Annotated in this window: 16 protein-coding genes; 5 read left to right on the plus strand and 11 right to left on the minus strand. The window is 38.8% G+C overall.

The genetic code is table 11. The features are described from left to right. Window positions 1–46: 46 nt before the first annotated feature. On the minus strand, window positions 47–628 hold the full coding sequence (locus tag NST21_RS21240) for a YtxH domain-containing protein (RefSeq protein WP_340891048.1): 582 nt from the start codon (window positions 626–628) through the stop codon (window positions 47–49). A 47-nt stretch (window positions 629–675) separates the two neighbouring features. Then, a complete protein-coding gene (locus tag NST21_RS21245) occupies window positions 676–1,185 on the minus strand; it encodes a DUF948 domain-containing protein (protein ID WP_053347327.1) in 510 nt (169 codons plus the stop codon). Between the two features lie 227 nt (window positions 1,186–1,412). Here NST21_RS21245 and NST21_RS21250 point away from each other — a divergent pair, with 227 nt between their 5' ends. Beyond that, on the plus strand, window positions 1,413–2,525 hold the full coding sequence (locus NST21_RS21250) for an aminopeptidase (protein ID WP_056529438.1): 1,113 nt from the start codon (window positions 1,413–1,415) through the stop codon (window positions 2,523–2,525). A 119-nt stretch (window positions 2,526–2,644) separates the two neighbouring features. On the opposite strand, the gene murC is transcribed toward NST21_RS21250, so the two are convergent. From murC to NST21_RS21265, 3 genes are all read right to left on the minus strand, one after another. After that, window positions 2,645–3,949: a UDP-N-acetylmuramate--L-alanine ligase gene (gene murC, locus NST21_RS21255; protein ID WP_340891050.1), complete on the minus strand. Its 1,305-nt coding sequence runs from the start codon at window positions 3,947–3,949 to the stop codon at window positions 2,645–2,647. Window positions 3,950–4,233: 284 nt separating this feature from the next. After that, window positions 4,234–7,128: a DNA translocase FtsK gene (locus NST21_RS21260; protein WP_340891052.1), complete on the minus strand. Its 2,895-nt coding sequence runs from the start codon at window positions 7,126–7,128 to the stop codon at window positions 4,234–4,236. Between the two features lie 407 nt (window positions 7,129–7,535). After that, complete coding sequence (locus NST21_RS21265; RefSeq protein WP_201253829.1) at window positions 7,536–8,723, minus strand: amidohydrolase; 1,188 nt, start codon at window positions 8,721–8,723, stop codon at window positions 7,536–7,538. A gap of 553 nt (window positions 8,724–9,276) precedes the next feature. Here NST21_RS21265 and NST21_RS21270 point away from each other — a divergent pair. The 3 genes from NST21_RS21270 to NST21_RS21280 all read left to right on the plus strand — a co-directional run bounded on the left by NST21_RS21270 (window position 9,277) and on the right by NST21_RS21280 (window position 10,891). Continuing rightward, window positions 9,277–9,420: a hypothetical protein gene (locus tag NST21_RS21270; protein WP_340891056.1), complete on the plus strand. Its 144-nt coding sequence runs from the start codon at window positions 9,277–9,279 to the stop codon at window positions 9,418–9,420. 120 nt (window positions 9,421–9,540) lie between these two features. Beyond that, entirely contained in the window at window positions 9,541–10,074 is a 534-nt protein-coding gene (locus NST21_RS21275; protein WP_340891057.1) for an SF0329 family protein, read from the plus strand. Window positions 10,075–10,249: 175 nt separating this feature from the next. Next, window positions 10,250–10,891: a DUF4272 domain-containing protein gene (locus NST21_RS21280; protein ID WP_340891059.1), complete on the plus strand. Its 642-nt coding sequence runs from the start codon at window positions 10,250–10,252 to the stop codon at window positions 10,889–10,891. 351 nt (window positions 10,892–11,242) lie between these two features. Here the strand turns inward: NST21_RS21280 and NST21_RS21285 are convergent, their stop codons facing one another. From NST21_RS21285 to NST21_RS21295, 3 genes are all read right to left on the minus strand, one after another. Continuing rightward, entirely contained in the window at window positions 11,243–12,049 is an 807-nt protein-coding gene (locus NST21_RS21285) for a DUF1444 domain-containing protein (protein WP_082527712.1), read from the minus strand. Window positions 12,050–12,099: 50 nt separating this feature from the next. Next, window positions 12,100–12,411: a thioredoxin family protein gene (locus NST21_RS21290; RefSeq protein ID WP_053347331.1), complete on the minus strand. Its 312-nt coding sequence runs from the start codon at window positions 12,409–12,411 to the stop codon at window positions 12,100–12,102. A gap of 489 nt (window positions 12,412–12,900) precedes the next feature. Further along, the gene (locus NST21_RS21295; RefSeq protein ID WP_056529454.1) at window positions 12,901–13,410 is read right to left on the minus strand and encodes a hypothetical protein; all 510 of its coding nucleotides are present in this window, start codon (window positions 13,408–13,410) and stop codon (window positions 12,901–12,903) included. Window positions 13,411–13,554: 144 nt separating this feature from the next. Here NST21_RS21295 and NST21_RS21300 point away from each other — a divergent pair, with 144 nt between their 5' ends. Continuing rightward, a complete protein-coding gene (locus tag NST21_RS21300; RefSeq protein WP_056529456.1) occupies window positions 13,555–14,004 on the plus strand; it encodes a YtoQ family protein in 450 nt (149 codons plus the stop codon). 207 nt (window positions 14,005–14,211) lie between these two features. Here NST21_RS21300 and NST21_RS21305 read toward each other — a convergent pair whose 3' ends face one another. The 3 genes from NST21_RS21305 to NST21_RS21315 all read right to left on the minus strand — a co-directional run bounded on the left by NST21_RS21305 (window position 14,212) and on the right by NST21_RS21315 (window position 16,982). Beyond that, window positions 14,212–15,075: an AraC family transcriptional regulator gene (locus NST21_RS21305; RefSeq protein ID WP_340450666.1), complete on the minus strand. Its 864-nt coding sequence runs from the start codon at window positions 15,073–15,075 to the stop codon at window positions 14,212–14,214. 239 nt (window positions 15,076–15,314) lie between these two features. Continuing rightward, entirely contained in the window at window positions 15,315–15,827 is a 513-nt protein-coding gene (locus tag NST21_RS21310; RefSeq protein ID WP_340891067.1) for a DUF84 family protein, read from the minus strand. An 81-nt stretch (window positions 15,828–15,908) separates the two neighbouring features. Next, entirely contained in the window at window positions 15,909–16,982 is a 1,074-nt protein-coding gene (locus tag NST21_RS21315) for a M42 family metallopeptidase (RefSeq protein ID WP_053347336.1), read from the minus strand. Between the last annotated feature and the right edge of the window lie 40 nt (window positions 16,983–17,022).

Genomic DNA, 17,022 nt, shown 5'->3' on the forward strand with positions numbered 1-17,022 from the left:
AACTACTATGCGCCTTCACCAGTAATATATGAATGAAGATTTGAGTTTAATTTTTTAATTTATTTTCTGTTTCATCAAATGCTTTTTTCGCTTCATCAAGCTTTAATTTTGCCGTATTCTTGTTTCCGCTTGTAGGATCGGCTGGAGCATTTTCTGAATCCGTGTTGCTATCGTTCGTATAATTGGTTTCGACCGATACGATTGGAGCATCTGAAGTTCCAGTTACATCAATATCCTTATTGCTCGAATTTGTAGTATCATCGGCAGCATCACCGTTTTCTTCTTTACCCACTTTTAAACTTTTCACTTTATTAACAATACCAGATGATTTATTAGAAACAATTTCAGTGACAGAGCTTGTTTTTTCTTTGGCAGTATCGGCAAGAGCTGTACCTTTTTCCATAGCCGTTTGTCTTAGTTTTTCTGTTTTCTCTGAAAGATTTTTAGCTTGTTCATTTAAATCACTTCTTAATTCCTTACCTGTTTTCGGAGCCATAAACAGCGCTGTTGCTGCTCCAATCATGCCACCGATTAAGGCGCCAATCATAAAGTCCTTTGAATTGATAGAGTCGCATTCGTCCTCATATGATTTCTGATAGTCCTTTGTCGGAAATTCTTTTTGAGTCATAGTACATTCCCCTCTCAATTTTCAGTTTATTTTTATTTAACTAGATTTTAAGATCTAGAGCGTAAAAACCTTTTTTTAGGTAAGTTATCTGTTTCTAGCGCTTCCCGTTCTAACTCCGCTCTTTCATTTGGAGTCGGGGCAGCCTGCTTATTTCTGGATTTCCATTTGTCCCGAATTTCCAAGGCTACATTACTCCATTGTACAATTTGGGAGATTCGCTCTTGATTATTATCAATCTCCGTCTGCACCTTATGGGAAACCTTTTGGACGGAAGTGTTAAAGCTTGAGATGGATGTGCCGACATCCTTCACAGCATCTACTACTGTGTTCAGATTTTCTGATTTTTGTTGCAAGTCTTCAGCCAACGTATTTGTTTTATGTAATAGCTGGGTAGTTTCGAGCGTTATGCCCTGCATTTGGCTTTCAAGTCCTGTCAGCGTCCGGGCCACGCTATCCAAGGTTGCTTGAAGTGATGTTAGTACCTTGGTTAAAAAAATAACAAGGACTAAGAAAGCAATCGCTGCAATTGCAGCACTTACGTATAAAATAATCTCCATTGGAACACCTCCGAAAAAAATCGACTATTAAGTAACTGTTAGTTATTAGTTACCCCTTCCCTGTTATTATAAACGTTTTTATTTTTTCAATATACCCTACCAAACCCTAATCTGGAAATATTATTGTCTAAAACCATTTCCTCCATAGGAGTCTATAGATGAACTTATGGCAATAAATCGGGTATGATAGAAAGATAAGTCGAATTTAAACAATGGAGGTATTTTTTATGAAAGATCCTAGAATTGAAACATTAGCAAATAACTTAATCAATTATTCCGTGAAGCTCCAAAAAGGTGAAAAAGTCTTAATAGAAAACTTTGGATTGCAGCGTGAACTTGTTAACGCCCTTGTGAATGAAGCCTATGCAGCAGGTGGTTACCCGTTCGTCCTTTTAAAAGACCACCAGGTGGATCGTGCCTTGTTAATGGGTGCTCAAGAAGAACAATACAAGATGATGGGTGAGTTTGAAGCAAACGTAATGAGCCAGATGGATGCTTATATCGGGCTTCGTGCCGGGGATAATATCAATGAGCAGTCCGATGTCCCTGCAGAGAAAATGGCAATTCAGGGACAAACAGTCGGGAAAGTACATAGAAATATCCGCGTACCAAAAACAAAATGGGTCGTACTTCGCTACCCGACAAATTCCATGGCGCAATTAGCCAAAATGAGTACAGAAGCATTCGAAGATTTCTATTTCGAAGTCTGCAACCTCGACTACGGCAAAATGAGCGAAGCAATGGACAACCTTGTTGAATTGATGGATAAAACAGATAAAGTCCGTTTAACAGGTCCCGGAACGGACTTATCTTTCTCCATCAAAGACATTAAAGCCATCAAATGTGCAGGTGAGCTCAACATTCCTGACGGTGAAGTATATACGGCTCCTGTGAAGGATTCAATCAATGGTGTGATTTCATATAATACTCCGTCCCCTTATCAGGGTTTTACTTTTGAAAACGTGAAGTTAACATTCAAGGATGGGAAAATTGTTGAAGCAATTGCGAATGATACTGAACGCATCAACAAAATTTTTGATACAGATGAAGGCGCACGTTATGTCGGTGAATTTGCGATTGGTGTAAATCCTTATATTCTACACCCGATGCAAGATATCCTCTTTGATGAAAAAATTGATGGAAGTTTTCATTTTACCCCTGGACAATGCTATGATGATGCCTTTAACGGAAACCATTCAAACATTCACTGGGACCTAGTCAATATCCAGCGCCCTGAGTATGGCGGAGGAGAAATTTATTTTGATGATGTCTTGATTCGTAAGGACGGACGCTTTGTCTTACCTGAACTGGAAAAATTAAATCCAGAAAATTTAAAATAACATTTATAAGTTGTACCGGATTTTAAAAAACCAGCCGCAGTCTATTTTGCGGCTGGTTTTTTTCTATGGATCTAAACTGAAAAAAAATGGCCGACCCGCTAGCGGATTGGCCATTTTTTTTATTTAACCTGTAGTAACTGCTCATAGGCCGCCTGGAACTTTTGAATGTCCCCTGCACCCATAAATAGTACGACACTGTTTTCATGATTTTGCAATATAGATGTTGTGTTCTCCGTTATTAGCTCGGCACCAGGAATTTTCTCTTGAAGATCTTCAATCGACAACTTTCCTTGGTGTTCACGAGCAGATCCAAAAATTTCGCATAAGTATACTTTGTCGGCTAAATTCAAGCTGTCGGCAAACTCATCCAGGAATGCTTGCGTTCTTGAGAAAGTATGTGGCTGGAATACCGCAACAACTTCACGCTCTGGATATTTTTGACGCGCTGAGTCAACAGTTGCTGAGATTTCAGTCGGATGATGCGCATAATCATCAATGATGATCTGACTTCCGATTTCCTTTTCAGAGAACCGGCGTTTGACTCCGCCAAAAGTCCGCAATTGGGCTTTCACAGCTTCCGTATCCAAGTTTTCATATTTACAAAGAGCAATGACACCTAGTGCATTCAACACATTATGCTTTCCGTAAGTCGGAATAGTAAATGTATCATAATAATTGTTTCTTACATGCACATCGAATGTAGTGCCTTCAGAAGTGACGAAAACATTTTTCGCTTGAAAATCATTTCCTTCCGCGAATCCGTAAAAAATAACTGGTACTTTCGCCTGAATATGTGGTAAATGCTCATCATCTCCGCACGCAATAATGCCTTTGTTGACTTGAAGAGCCATCGTTTGGAATGCCTCAAACACGTCTTCAACATTGGCATAATAATCAGGATGATCGAAATCAATATTTGTCATGATTGCATAATCCGGATAATAAGAAAGGAAATGTCGGCGATATTCACATGCTTCAAATACGAAGTAATTAGAATCCACAATCCCTTTACCCGTTCCATCCCCAATCAAATAGGATGTTGGTTTTACGCCACCCATAACATGGGCCAGTAAGCCGGTTGTCGATGTTTTACCATGCGCTCCCGTAACTGCCACACTAATATAGTTTTTCATGAAATCACCAAGGAAACGGTGATAACGGATGATTGGCAAACCCAGTTCCATTGCCTTTACGATTTCCGGATGGGTGTCCGGGAACGCATTCCCTGCAATAATGGTCATTCCTGGTTGTATATTTTCCTCATTGAAAGGAAGGATTTTTATCCCGGCTTTTTCTAACGCTAATTGTGTAAAAAATTCTTTTTCATAGTCGGAACCCTGCACTTCAATATTCATATCATGCAGTATTTGAGCAAGAGCGCTCATACCCGATCCTTTAATTCCCACAAAATGGTAAGCAGTCATAAAGCGAACCTCCACCAATCGTCTACCTGTATGACAGTATATGACGTCATCTTTTATTTGTTTTTTCATTACGAGACTTGAAGAAATGCAATTTCTTCATAGGTTTTTTTATACTTATATTTTCAATCACTCATCAACAAAAAACTATTATATCACTTTTTTATTCATTCATCCATGTCAAGCAGATACCAAATTATCAAATCATTGGCTATTCCGTCATGAAAGGTGATAACACCGCGTTTTCACCTTTAACATTATATACAATTTCCTTTTAATAGGTTCTCTTAATTCACATGCAAAAATTCAAGTTCTTCTTCTGTGATTAAAACATCACGGGGTCTGCTGCCTCTTGATTCCGAAACAACCCCCTGCTGCTCCATCATTTCTATTAGACGCGCTGCCCGGTTGTAACCGACACGGAAGCGTCTTTGGACACTTGATGCTGATGCAGCCTGCTGACTCACAACAAATTCACATGCCTCAAAGAAAAGCTCATCTGCATCTTCAGTAACCTGTGCCCGATTTAACAAATCTTCTTGCTCAAATAAATACTTCGGCTGCTGCTCTAGTTTCACGTGGTTGACGACTTGATCAATTTCTTCGTCACTAACAAAAGTCCCTTGCAAACGCACCGTTTTTGATGAGCCGTTTTCAGCAAATAACATATCCCCTTTTCCTAACAGCTTTTCTGCCCCTCCGCTATCGATAATCGTGCGTGAGTCGACTTGGGAAGAAACAGAGAACGCGATTCTTGTCGGAATATTTGCCTTGATTAATCCTGTTATGACATCGACTGATGGTCGCTGTGTGGCCACAATTAAATGAATACCACAGGCACGGGCCTTTTGAGCAATGCGACAGATCGCTTCCTCGACATCAGCTGGGGACATCATCATTAAATCCGCCAGCTCATCAATAATCACCAAAATATAAGGAAGCTTGCTTGAATATTGTCCGGCTTTTTCTGCTTGGTCATTAAAGCGGCTAATATCACGGACGCCGGCATGAACAAACAATTCATAACGCCGTTCCATTTCCTCTACCGCCCATTTCAGGGCAGCTGTAGCGGCCTTCACATCAGTAATGACTGGACTGACCAAATGCGGAATCCGGTTATATGGAGCAAGCTCGACCATTTTCGGATCGATTAATAGTAATTTCAACTCCTGAGGCGTCGCTTTATACAGCAAGCTAACCAGCATCGTGTTGATACAGACACTTTTCCCTGATCCGGTTTGTCCGGCAATCAGGCCATGTGGCATTTTTCTTAAATCAGTGATAATCGGCTGACCTGATATATCGAGTCCAAGTGCCACAGCAAGCGGTGATTCATGCTCTTGAAATTCAGTACTTTCCAAAACCTCTCGCAAAAATACCGGCTTACTTTTCCTGTTTGGAATCTCGATACCAATTGTATGCTTACCCGGAATCGGCGCTTCCATCCGCATATCCTGAGCAGCCAGACTTAATTTGATATCATCCATCAGGTTTGTTACTTTATTCACCTTCACACCCGGTTCCGGATGCACCTCGAAACGAGTCACTGCTGGGCCTTGAGTGACATTGACAACTTTTGCCCGGACATTAAAGTTCTTCAGTGTCTCATCTAGTAATAATGTCTGCTCCTCAAGCCACTCATCATCATGCTCTGCGTAAGTAGGAGGTGTTAGCAAATCAATCTCCGGAAACACATAATAAGGGTTGTCGTCCACTTCTATAGACACCAGAGCTTCTGAGATATCCTTGATGCCTCTTCCTTCTACTTCTGTTGCAGCCTCTGTATTCGGTTCTTTTTGCTCAACATTTTCAGAGGTTTTCACTTCCGGCATGAAAGGCGATACATAGACCCCACTTGATTCCATATTGGATTCACCGGCATTCTCAGATTCGGCTACCGCTACGGATTCATACTGCGTTTTCCGGAAGCTTATAGGTTCTGGCATAACCGGCTTCTCTTCCAACACGACTCGGTCTGCCTCTGTTTTCAATTCATGAACGGATCCGGATTGTACTGCTTGTCCAGACCCTGCTTCATCAGGATTTATTGTAGGTTTCTTTTCAAAAGAAACTACTCCCCTCTCTGAATCAGGGCTTTTTTTTTCCGTTATAATCTTATTTAGGTAATGAGTTTTTTCCCGATCCTGCTTAAGCATCATCACATTAAAAGGAATATGTTTTTTTGGGCGTTTAGGCTGTTCTTCCGTAATAGTCGCCGCTGGTTCGCTTTCTAAATCAATCACTTGACTTTCGACAGGTTTCTCGACATATTCCGGTGTTGGTTGTATAACTTCTTCCTTTGGAGCTACATAAGCTTTGGTCGGTGTCGCTTCCACCTGTTCCATAATCGAAACAGCCACTTCCCGCCCAAAATCACCCTGATCCTGCTCGAAGGCTTTTATTTCTTCCACCTGTTCAGAAATAGGTTCAGAAGGCTCGCTTGCTACTTCCTCAAGGGGTGCTGCAGGCGCGTTTTTACGGAAATAAGCGGGAATCTCCATCTCTTCTTCCCTTTTTTCTTCCACTTGTTCTGGTACAAGAACAGAAGGTTCAATTGTTAATTCCTCATAGGCCACTTCTTTTGTGGTGTTAGGGATATACGCTGGAACTTCTGGCTCTTCTTTTTTGAGAACAGGTAGCTTGCTTTCTAATTCATACTCGACAATGTGCTCAGTAGTGACCATCTTTTTTTCTGGACGACGAAACCCATATATAGGTGAGGGGATTTCCGTCGGACGGAATGGAGTTTTCGATGGAACTATTTTGTTTGTTGATTCACGTTCGACGTTTCTATGCTTTGGTTCAGGTCCCCTCACAGGACTTCTAGTTTTGGTCACTTTTTCCTGCTTAGGCTTAAGCATAGGCTTAGGCTCACGTTCACGCTCTTCCCTCTTTCTTTCCCTAGGCTTTCTTCTATGCTGCTCTTGGTCAGGAATGAGAGGAAACTTAAATTGCCCTTTCGGATATTGAAACAGGATTTTTGTATCCGGATCATTCACCTGGGACATCTTCTCCACTGTTTGATTGTATTCTTTTATATCTTCTTTCCTTTTGTTTGTATGCTTGGAAAAATCCATATTTTTTAATGTTTCTTCATCTAGCGGTTCATCTATAATAATTTCTTCAATCTCAATAATTTCCTCTGCTTGGAACCATTTCTTCATCTTATTTAGCCATTTCAAACCTATCACTCTTTCTACTATCTGTAGTTATGTAACTTATTCTACCAGTTATTTATAAAATATCGAGAGAATTTAAGCTGAATAGGAATTTGTATGTGCTTTTTTTTATTTATTTGTACTTACCCTTCGATTTTCGCATAACTCTTATCCTATTAAACCCCTTCTGAAAAGAGTATAAACCTATTCTATATAAAATAACGTTAGCCCTTAGTCTACTATTTAAATAAAACACCGCTGTTAAATGATGTTTACAAAGAGATTAAGTTTTAATACAAACCATATCATTCTTGGTGAATTCTTCTAGTTTTATTAATGTAGCGACAAGATTCTACAAAACACCGTTCGATTAAACCGAACGGTGTTTTGGGGGTTATATAACTATTTTAGAAAAGTAGGGCTACAGTTGACTAATCTAATTCATAAAAACTACATACAACTTGCGCCACTGATTTGGCCGCAATCAGAAGCGCATCTTCATCGATATCGAATTTAGGATGGTGATTGAAATACACCTTCTCTACCCCTTTTGGTTTACAGCCTATGTAAAAGAAACAACCAGGCGTTTTTTCCGCATAATATGAAAAATCTTCTGATCCTGAGAACATTGGGAATTCTAAGACCTGCTTAATATCTGGGTCATTCATGTTTTGAAGGCTATTTTTCACAAATTCAGTCATTTTAGGATCATTATATAAAGGTGGATAATCCGGCATATATAAAAGCTCACACTGAACATCAAATTCTGTTTCTATCCCTTTAACAATCCGGTGTATTTCATTGTTTATCAGCTGTTCGGTCTCCTCTGTCATATAGCGTACATCCCCTTCAATCTCTATCCGATCTTTTATGACATTAAAGCTTCCTTTTCCATCGAAAGAACCGATAGTGACAACGCCCATATCAAAGGGGTTCAAGCGCCGGCTGATTACGGTTTGAACAGCTGTTACAAAATGGGAACCTGCAACAATAGCATCATTAGCCAAATGTGGGGAAGAACCATGGCCGCCTACACCTTTTATCCCTAACTTGAAATATGTCCTGCCAGCCATCGAATAGCCGCTGCGATACCCCACCTCTCCAGCTGGATGTGATGGGAACAAATGCGTTCCAAAAACAGCGTCTAGATCATCTAGCACCCCTGATTCCACGATGCTTTTCGCACCTCCTGGCGGTACTTCTTCAGCATGTTGATGGATGATCTTAATGGTACCAGAAAGGGAAGACTTAAGCTGAATGAGGCAATCTGCCAAGACTAATAGATAAGCTGTATGTCCATCATGTCCACAAGCATGCATCACACCTTCATTTTTAGACCTAAATGGAACCTCGGTTTCTTCTAAAATAGGCAGCGCATCAAAGTCTGCACGAAGACCTATCGTTTTTCCTGGTTTCCCACCTTCGATTGTTACGATGATTCCTAATCCATTTCCAACATTCGTTTGAATGTCCACATCTTTTCCCTTATAAAAATCAATGATATATTGTGCTGTTTTTTCTTCCTTAAAGGAAAGCTCCGGGTTTTCGTGTAAATAACGACGAATTTGAATCATTTCATTTTTACGCATTTCTAACATGTTCATTAATTGATTTTTCATAGTTATTGTCCCCCTTTAAATATCGGCTTGATAATTATGTGAAAAAAATATTAATTAAGGAATGTTCCTTTCGTCCAAACATCGGAATGTTAACGAATTTTCTTAAAGAAGACTTATAATAGTTTAAGAACTCTGTGTATACCAAAACCATAAGAGCAATGATTTTTAATTTTTGGGTTAAGCAATTTGTTTTATTCAGTTCATCTTAAACCCGAATAAGTACATCCTGGCAGCATAAAAACAAACTACCTTACAGTTTCGCTTTAACTGTTCGCACTTCCTTCTTTTGTAATAGAATGATTAAAGTCCCTTTGCATCTTTTATCTATTATTACTCTAAACTGATGCTTCCTCTGTTCCTAGCTTGTTTGAAGATTGTCTGGGAAATAATACTGCGAATCTCTGATATAAGTTTGCTGTATCAAATTTAAGAGAAATTAAATTAATACTTTACATTTTTAATGTCAAATCCTCTTTCTATTGGCGTTTTGCATTTGTGAAAAAATATTTATACGCTTTTGGCTTGGGTTAAAGGCGTTTTGTTATGGGATGCAATGGAAAAGCTTACAGAAAAAGAACCGTATGAACTTGTTGTACACGCTGATGATATTTTAAAGAGCATCCACTCTATAGATGTTGATAGGACAGATATACCTAGTAAAGATAAAAAAGAAAGAAAACTTTCGAAATTAGAATAATCTAGTTCTTTAAAATAAAGAGCCGACACTATAACAAATAACGAGTTGGCTTTTTCCATTTAATGTAGAATCAATGTAGCGAGTATCATTCAACTAAAGGACGGAATATTGGGGGGCAATTTGTTGTATAGTCCAAAATGGAGCAAAGCAAAGAAACGGTTATCGGATTTTCTATGTGAGACATTGCGCTCGAGAGTGGATTTTCAAGTTATCAATTACCGTAAAGCTCATGATCAATTAGGTAGAGCTGTAATTACCGTTGATAAAGTGGAAATATTGAGCATGTGTACAATTACAGCTGCAAGAGAAGAATTTTATAGAGAACGTGACATACGAGATAAATCTAATCAGTATGACTTTGATGATGTACCCAAAAATCGGGCCTTACAAGATCAGGCTCATAAAATACTAAAAGCAGATGGAATTTATGGTCAATATGATTTTTACTTTGCATTAGAGGAATACTTTAACTCACCAATTGAGGAATTATTAAAGTCTTCGGATGTTTTGATTAACATTCTTTGTCTACTAGATCGTCGTATCGGAAAAAGAACATTACTCAAGATGGAAAAAACAATTTTAAAAGAGCATGAGCTTATTCAATATTTTTATAAACTACGCTGTGATGCAGAAAATATAAAAATTATGATATAGTCCCTTATAATGATCGGTCGCTATAGTTCAAGAAGAATCAAATAACTTTATTTGCTTTTGGAATTGAGCGGGATTATGTATATAAGTAGAAGACAAGCAAGAACCTGTTTTATAAAACTAACGCAGCAACATTTCTGTAATGAATGAGTATGAGATTACTCTAGTGAGGTGTACAATGAAAAGTTCAACAATTAGAAAGGAACAATCTGAAAATATACTAAGAACATTAAATGTACCCATTAATGTGCATTTACCCTTAGCAGAAAATGAAAATGAGGTTTTTCTTAGAACAAAAGAAGAAATTATAAACAGAATAATACCATTATCTATTGTTTCAGCGAAAGCACTGAAGGCTCCAAAGGCAGAAATCAAAAAATTCATCAATAGATATAATGCTAATGAATTATTTACAGAAGAAGAACAAAAATTCATCTCAACATGGCGACCTAAACAGAATGATTTAATCGCTTATTCCTGGAAATTAGAATGTATATGGGTTCTACTTTGGTCTGTAAATTTAATATCTGAGATAGATACTCCTGCTGATATGTGTGATGTAGATTTGGTGTTTGAAACGGTTTTAAATCATTCGAGACAAGAATTGCTAAATATGGCCACTTTAAAACCAATTAACGTTGTCTTGGATAATCTAGATTTTATTTATCGCGCACATTGGGCTGTAAGAGAAGCCCAACTAAATCAGTTGGAAATTCCCCCTGCTCTAAACGAAGGTGTAGTTTACGAAAGACATTATGCTCTTAATTGGTTGGTTAATTACATGAATCAAGAATGGGAAGAGATTAGTACAGATACATAAGACTAATTTTTATTCAATCCATCAAAAGAATCTTGGGAAATAGTTGCTGTTTATGTAGCTCATGCTTCTCTTTCTTTGATGTTTGGGCTGGAAAATTGGGAGAAAATGAAATAGCTGAAATGAAAAGACGCTGTTTGATGACCTTTGAAGACTATGATTACTTTCAAATCATGATACCTAAAGACAATTTTATGAAATATAAAAATGAACCAATTTATTTCGTCTGGTATAGCGGTAAAAAAATAGCCATAAAACATTGTTTCATAAAGCACATAAAAAAATAGGACCCCTGACGAGCTGGAATTTTTCCATACTTGCAAGGGTCCTTATATTTTGTGCATTCTGCTTTACTTATTGTTCACGCTTTTTGTTTTTACCCAAAATAAAGATAGGCTCCAGCTCGTCTTCTTCGTACAGGAAGGATAAAGCAGTAATCGGTACGTGGCCACTGGCAAAAAAGCTCATCGCCATTTGTGCGAGCACATCATACCCAGTATTATTCTTCACATCTGCAATGATAATGACATCCTGATGAGGAATCGCCACTGCCATTGTTCCCTGAATTTTGTCCTTCATTTCTCGAAGCCATGATTCATTAAGGATTCTGCTTGCGTCGTAGCCATCATTTGTGTTCAAAAAGTAAAATGTATTATCCGCGACGATATCCGACTTCATTTCTGTTGAGAGGGAACGGACATTGAAACGGGCAATCTCCCGGATTCGGTCCCCCTGCCAATTTTCCCGCTGAATCATTTTTTCATCAATCAAACGGTAGGTTTTTCCTAAGTCCAGTGCATAAAAGACACGTGTTTCGGCCGTATGCTCATCGAATAAAAAAGGGTTTCCTTCTTCCGATTCCATTGGAAAGGACGTCGAACGAATGACTGGGAAAATGAATTTCTCCTTGCCTTCCATGCTGTGTTCTTCCCCCATTACATTCAGACCCTCTTCCACATAATAGGCAACTTCATCGATGGCTTTTTCCTGAACGTTTTCATAATTAGCTAGCACCGGCGGCAATTCGACGGTGATACCTTTACCCGTTTTCACATTTTCCACCCGTAACGTATCTTTCTTGCTATCGAATTTAAACGTGCGATTATCGTCTTTTAAACGTTCTTTTAAGATGTTTTTCAGCTTCGTGCTATCCATTTTCAAGGTTGACCCTCCTCTTCATTGAAAAATCCCCAGCGAGAAGGGGATTTTGATTATAATGCTTGAATGAATTCTTCAATTTGTTCTTGTGTTTTACGATCTTTACTCACGAATCGGCCAAGCTCTTTGCCATTATCATAAGCGATAAAACTTGGTATTCCGAATACATCATTGGCTACACAAACATCGATGTATTTATCACGATCTACATAAATGAACGTAAATTCAGGAAATTTCGCTTCAATCTCCGGCATTATTGGTTCAATCACACGGCAATCTCCACACCATGTCGCTGAAAAAAGAAAAATATGTTTGCCTTCATTTTTTAATACATCATATTGTTCTAAAGTCTGTAAATTTTCCATTTTTATATTCCTCCAGCTCTAAATTATTATCTTAATTTTTTATAATTCCATCATACCAGACTCTGCATAAATCAACCATTAATACGGATTAGGGTTGAATTACTTATTAAAAATATTACTAACTCTTAATAATTCTCCAGCAAATAAAAAAACTGATTGCTGAATCACAGAAATTCGAAGAATGTAAATCGATACAAAGCCAATCTATCTCCTTTACTAAAACAGCCTCTAAAGACCTTGTGGTATTACCGCAAATATATCAAAGGTTAAGCTGCGAAACGCATCTAATATCTGAACAATAATCAGAAGCTTCCGAAGAGGTTAGTACTTCGAGCAAAAATCAGTTACTAGCCATTACCTAAGTCAACGAAGCTCCTTCCGAACTATGTTTCTTTGCCAATGGTATACAATCGGTCACTAGCCAGTTTCATCTTTATGATAACGAAGCCTAATAAGTGAAAGCCCGGAATGATACTTCCGAGCTGCTCCTTATTTTTGAGGCACTGATGAAACGATTTCCATCATTTGTTTTGCATCGTGTTTTATTTGATCTTTATCGGTTTCAGTTGTCAGCTTGACTCCACCGATCCCTACCGCAAGCTCATACTTATCTTCCGCTAACTCTTTTATTGTGATAAACCCAAATTTATCATCAGTTTGAAAGGAATGCAGCACCAAATATTTATCCCCCTGTTCTTTAATCGCCAGAAATAATACGGAGCTGTCTTCATTTTCATTTGGATTCACAAATAATATATAAGCCTGATTATCACTTTTTAAGATCAAATTATTATCATGTTCTTCTTCTACCTTAAAATCCTCTGGCAGATATACCTGAATGAGACCCGCCTCTATATTTGGCTGTTTCTTATCGTCACGAAATGCCAATTCTGCGACCTTAACTGCTTTATCAGTTTGCCTTTCAATGCCCGAGCAACCAACAACAATCAGACTGCTCATTAACAGGAAAATAAGAATTTTATTAATCGATAGAGCCATCGTCATTCCTCCAGCCTTCTCTTTTCCTAAAGATTGATTACAGAATACACTCTTATGCATACTATTATCCTTATTTATGAAATTCATCCATTTTCTCAAAACATGATACAATGAAAGCAATTTATATACCAAGGGGGAACAATTATGAAATTAACTGTTTATCTTGCTGGGGAAATCCATTCAAATTGGAGAAGTGAATTAAGAGATAAGGCAATCGCCTTGAAACTTCCGTTAGAATTTGTCGGACCGATGGAAAACCATGAGCGTTCCGACAATATTGGAGAAGAAATTTTAGGAGTACAGCCCACCCCGATTTTGAAGGATGCGGCCGCTTCCCAAATTAACAATTTACGGACAGGTCTCTTGATGAAACAAGCCGATCTTGTCGTCGCACTTTTTGGTGAAAAATATAAACAATGGAATACTGCCATGGATGCAAGCACTGCCATCTCTCTAGGCAAACCGCTTATTTTGATTCGTTCGGAATCCCATCACCATGCTTTAAAAGAAATATCGGAAAAGGCGAGTGTCACAGTCGAAACCGTGAACCAAGCTCTGAAGGTGCTTTCTTATATATTTGAAGATGGATTGTGAAATCTTCCATTTGCCTGAGACTATAGTTTTCCGACAATATACACCAAATTATGTAATAGGAACATTAATGCATTTTAAAGTATTAATAAGACGTGGATAATCTAGCCTTTCAAATCCAAAGTTCCTTCAAAATAAAAGGCTTGTAGGGAAATTAAAATAAACTTTCTCTACAAGCGAAAACAAATATAGTAGACCTTACTCTTCTATCTATTTAACAGGAATCCAAATCTCGGAGTAGTAATCAGGGTTTGAAGCATCATCGTCTGTGTATACTTCCATTTCAGGAGTTCCAGCATGTTCATAACCGCTTGTAGGAAACCATTCCGAAAAAATTCGTTTCCAAACTTCTTGAATAGCATCTGGCATTGGTCCGTGAACTTCAAATATAACCCATTTGGAGGCCGGAATTGTTAGGCTTGAATACCCTTCTGGCACTTGACCGTCATACTCTGTCGCTATCCAATAATCCATAGTCTCATTTTGTTCCAATATTCGTTTGTCAACACATACTCCCAGTAGCCCTTTTATTTGGCCATTGTTCAACTTTCCTAACTGATCGTCGGTTCCATCCGAATTCACTTTGTCCCAAAGCTTTGGAATTCCAATTAAATTTTCTCCATTAACTAATGAAAACTCTCGCTTGATTCCAATTAATTGAAAGGAATCTCTTTCAATAATATTGTATTTCATCGGTATTTCCCCTTTCAGAATTACCTGTATTACCAGGCGTTCATAGAATGTCAGCTTCCCAATATACTTTCGTGCTTCACTTGGAGATACTCCATGCTGCCTTCGAAAAGCCTTTGAAAAAGCCTCGGGAGTGTCATAGCCATACTTGTATGCTAAATCAATGATCTTGCAATTTGTGCGTGATATCTCCTGAGCAGCTAAAGTCAGTCTTCGACGCCGGACATATTCACCAACGGATATGTCCGTTAATATGGTGAACGTCCGTTGAAAATGAAAGGCTGAGGCATTCGCTTGTCTGGAAATACTTTCAATGGTTAGGTCATCTAGTAAATGCTCCTCCATGTAGTTGATTGCCTTTTGGATTGATTCAACCCATCCCAAACCACTCACTCCTTGTAATCTATTCTAGCAACCCTGTTAACTTAAATCCTGTCAATTTCTGCTTTGTTGTGACTGTCTTCTTTCTTCACCTATCTTTTCAGTCAATCCCTTCAAAGCAATCCTTTGCATTTGGCACATCGATTGCATTATGGTTGAACCCTATAAAACCAGTGTCTCACAAACTTTTAGATGGCTTTCAAAAGGTCAAAATAGTTAAATCAAAAGCCATTAACAAAATCTCACTTTTGCATTTTTTTCTTATACTCGTGCTGACCTGCTAGCATTCTCATAATATGAAGGAACATTTCAGCTCGAGTGATTTGCTCATTTGTAAACACTCCGATTGCTCCTTCTTTTTTGCTAATATTCGCTTTCTTAGTGAAGTCGTCCATGACCGGACCCAACTCTTCACCGTTTAGTAACCGTTCAGCGACAATTTCCGGGAGTGGAATTCTAGCTCCACCGGCGATGTAGATCTCTCCATCCTTCGTAGCCATCGCCCCCCAGTTGCATACGAATATACCGTGATTCATTTTTACGACACCGCCTTCAAGACCGATTCCGATTTCGGCATCGCTTTGGCTCAAGCAATTTTTGGCGCGCGTTACCGCTCCATTCATTGTTTCCTCATCAGAAAATGGCTGTTCCGAGACCCCGCTTTCTACTTGAAGTGAAATGATTTCAGCTTCTTCGTAAACGTCGAACACTGCCTTTACTTTCGCCGGATTTTTACTGCCTACTGCTATTTTCAAAATAGTTACCTTCCTTCTATGTAAAAAAAGCTGCTGGAAAAGGATACATGACTGCACCCCTTTCCATTTCAGCTTCCTCTATTAGCCGTTATTTTTTAATGTCTCAAATGTCGTTTTATCACATGCACGAACTAATTTCCCAATCAGTTCACGAGCTGCCGCATAATCATCAATATGAATCATGGACGCATGTGTATGAATATAGCGCGAACAAATGCCAATCACGCCACTTGGAATACCTTCATTTGCAATATGGACTTGCCCGGCATCCGTGCCGCCTTGGGAAACAAAATATTGATATGGGATATCATTAGATTCAGCAGTATCAAGGATAAATTCCCTCATGCCGCGATGTGTGACCATCGACCGGTCAAAAATACGGAGTAGGGCTCCTTTTCCAAGCTGGCCGAATTCACTTTTACTGCCTGACATATCGTTTGCTGGACTTGCATCTAGGGCGAAGAAAAGATCAGGTTTGATCATATACGCTGCTGTTTTTGCACCACGCAATCCTACTTCCTCCTGTACCGTTGCTCCGGAGTATAAGATATTTGGTAAAGTTTCATCTTTTAAATCTTTTAACAACTCAATCGCCAGTCCACATCCATAACGATTATCCCATGCTTTTGCAAGAATTTTTTTCTCGTTAGCCATCGGTGTGAACGGACATATCGGTACAATCTGCTGACCTGGTTTGACACCAATTCTCTTCACATCTTCCTTATCATCTGCTCCGATATCAATCAGCATATTTTTAATGTCCATTGGTTTTGAGCGTTGCGATTCATCTAACAAATGAGGCGGGATCGAACCAATGACGCCAATGACCGGTCCGTTATCAGTGATGATTTCAACTCTTTGCGCCAAAAGTACCTGACTCCACCAGCCACCTAGAGTCTGAAAGCGGAGCATTCCGTTTTCTGTTACCGAAGTGACCATAAAGCCCACTTCATCCATATGCCCAGCAACAAGTACAGTTGGTCCTTCTTCATTCCCTCTTTTTACACCAAAGATTCCACCCAGGCGGTCTTGAATAATTTCATCTGAATATTTTTCAAGCTCACTCTTCATGAAACTCCGAACAGCATGTTCATTTCCTGAGGCACCTGGTAATTCTGTCAATGTTTTAAAAAGCGCTAAAGTCTCATGATTCATCTTTCTACCCCTTAACTATGTGTTATTTATTACTATTTTA

The sequence above is a fragment of the Peribacillus sp. FSL K6-1552 genome, assembly GCF_038005205.1.
Classification (GTDB): Bacteria; Bacillota; Bacilli; order Bacillales; family DSM-1321; genus Peribacillus; species Peribacillus butanolivorans.

What these genes read in the sequence shown, in the direction of transcription:
- NST21_RS21240 (WP_340891048.1), bottom strand. Translation starts at nt 628, where the DNA reads ATGACTCAAAAAGAATTTCCGACAAAGGACTATCAGAAATCATATGAG.
- NST21_RS21245 (WP_053347327.1), bottom strand. Translation starts at nt 1,185, where the DNA reads ATGGAGATTATTTTATACGTAAGTGCTGCAATTGCAGCGATTGCTTTC.
- NST21_RS21250 (WP_056529438.1), top strand. Translation starts at nt 1,413, where the DNA reads ATGAAAGATCCTAGAATTGAAACATTAGCAAATAACTTAATCAATTAT.
- murC (WP_340891050.1), bottom strand. Translation starts at nt 3,949, where the DNA reads ATGACTGCTTACCATTTTGTGGGAATTAAAGGATCGGGTATGAGCGCT.
- NST21_RS21265 (WP_201253829.1), bottom strand. Translation starts at nt 8,723, where the DNA reads ATGAAAAATCAATTAATGAACATGTTAGAAATGCGTAAAAATGAAATG.
- NST21_RS21270 (WP_340891056.1), top strand. Translation starts at nt 9,277, where the DNA reads ATGGAAAAGCTTACAGAAAAAGAACCGTATGAACTTGTTGTACACGCT.
- NST21_RS21280 (WP_340891059.1), top strand. Translation starts at nt 10,250, where the DNA reads ATGAAAAGTTCAACAATTAGAAAGGAACAATCTGAAAATATACTAAGA.
- NST21_RS21290 (WP_053347331.1), bottom strand. Translation starts at nt 12,411, where the DNA reads ATGGAAAATTTACAGACTTTAGAACAATATGATGTATTAAAAAATGAA.
- NST21_RS21295 (WP_056529454.1), bottom strand. Translation starts at nt 13,410, where the DNA reads ATGGCTCTATCGATTAATAAAATTCTTATTTTCCTGTTAATGAGCAGT.
- NST21_RS21300 (WP_056529456.1), top strand. Translation starts at nt 13,555, where the DNA reads ATGAAATTAACTGTTTATCTTGCTGGGGAAATCCATTCAAATTGGAGA.
- NST21_RS21315 (WP_053347336.1), bottom strand. Translation starts at nt 16,982, where the DNA reads ATGAATCATGAGACTTTAGCGCTTTTTAAAACATTGACAGAATTACCA.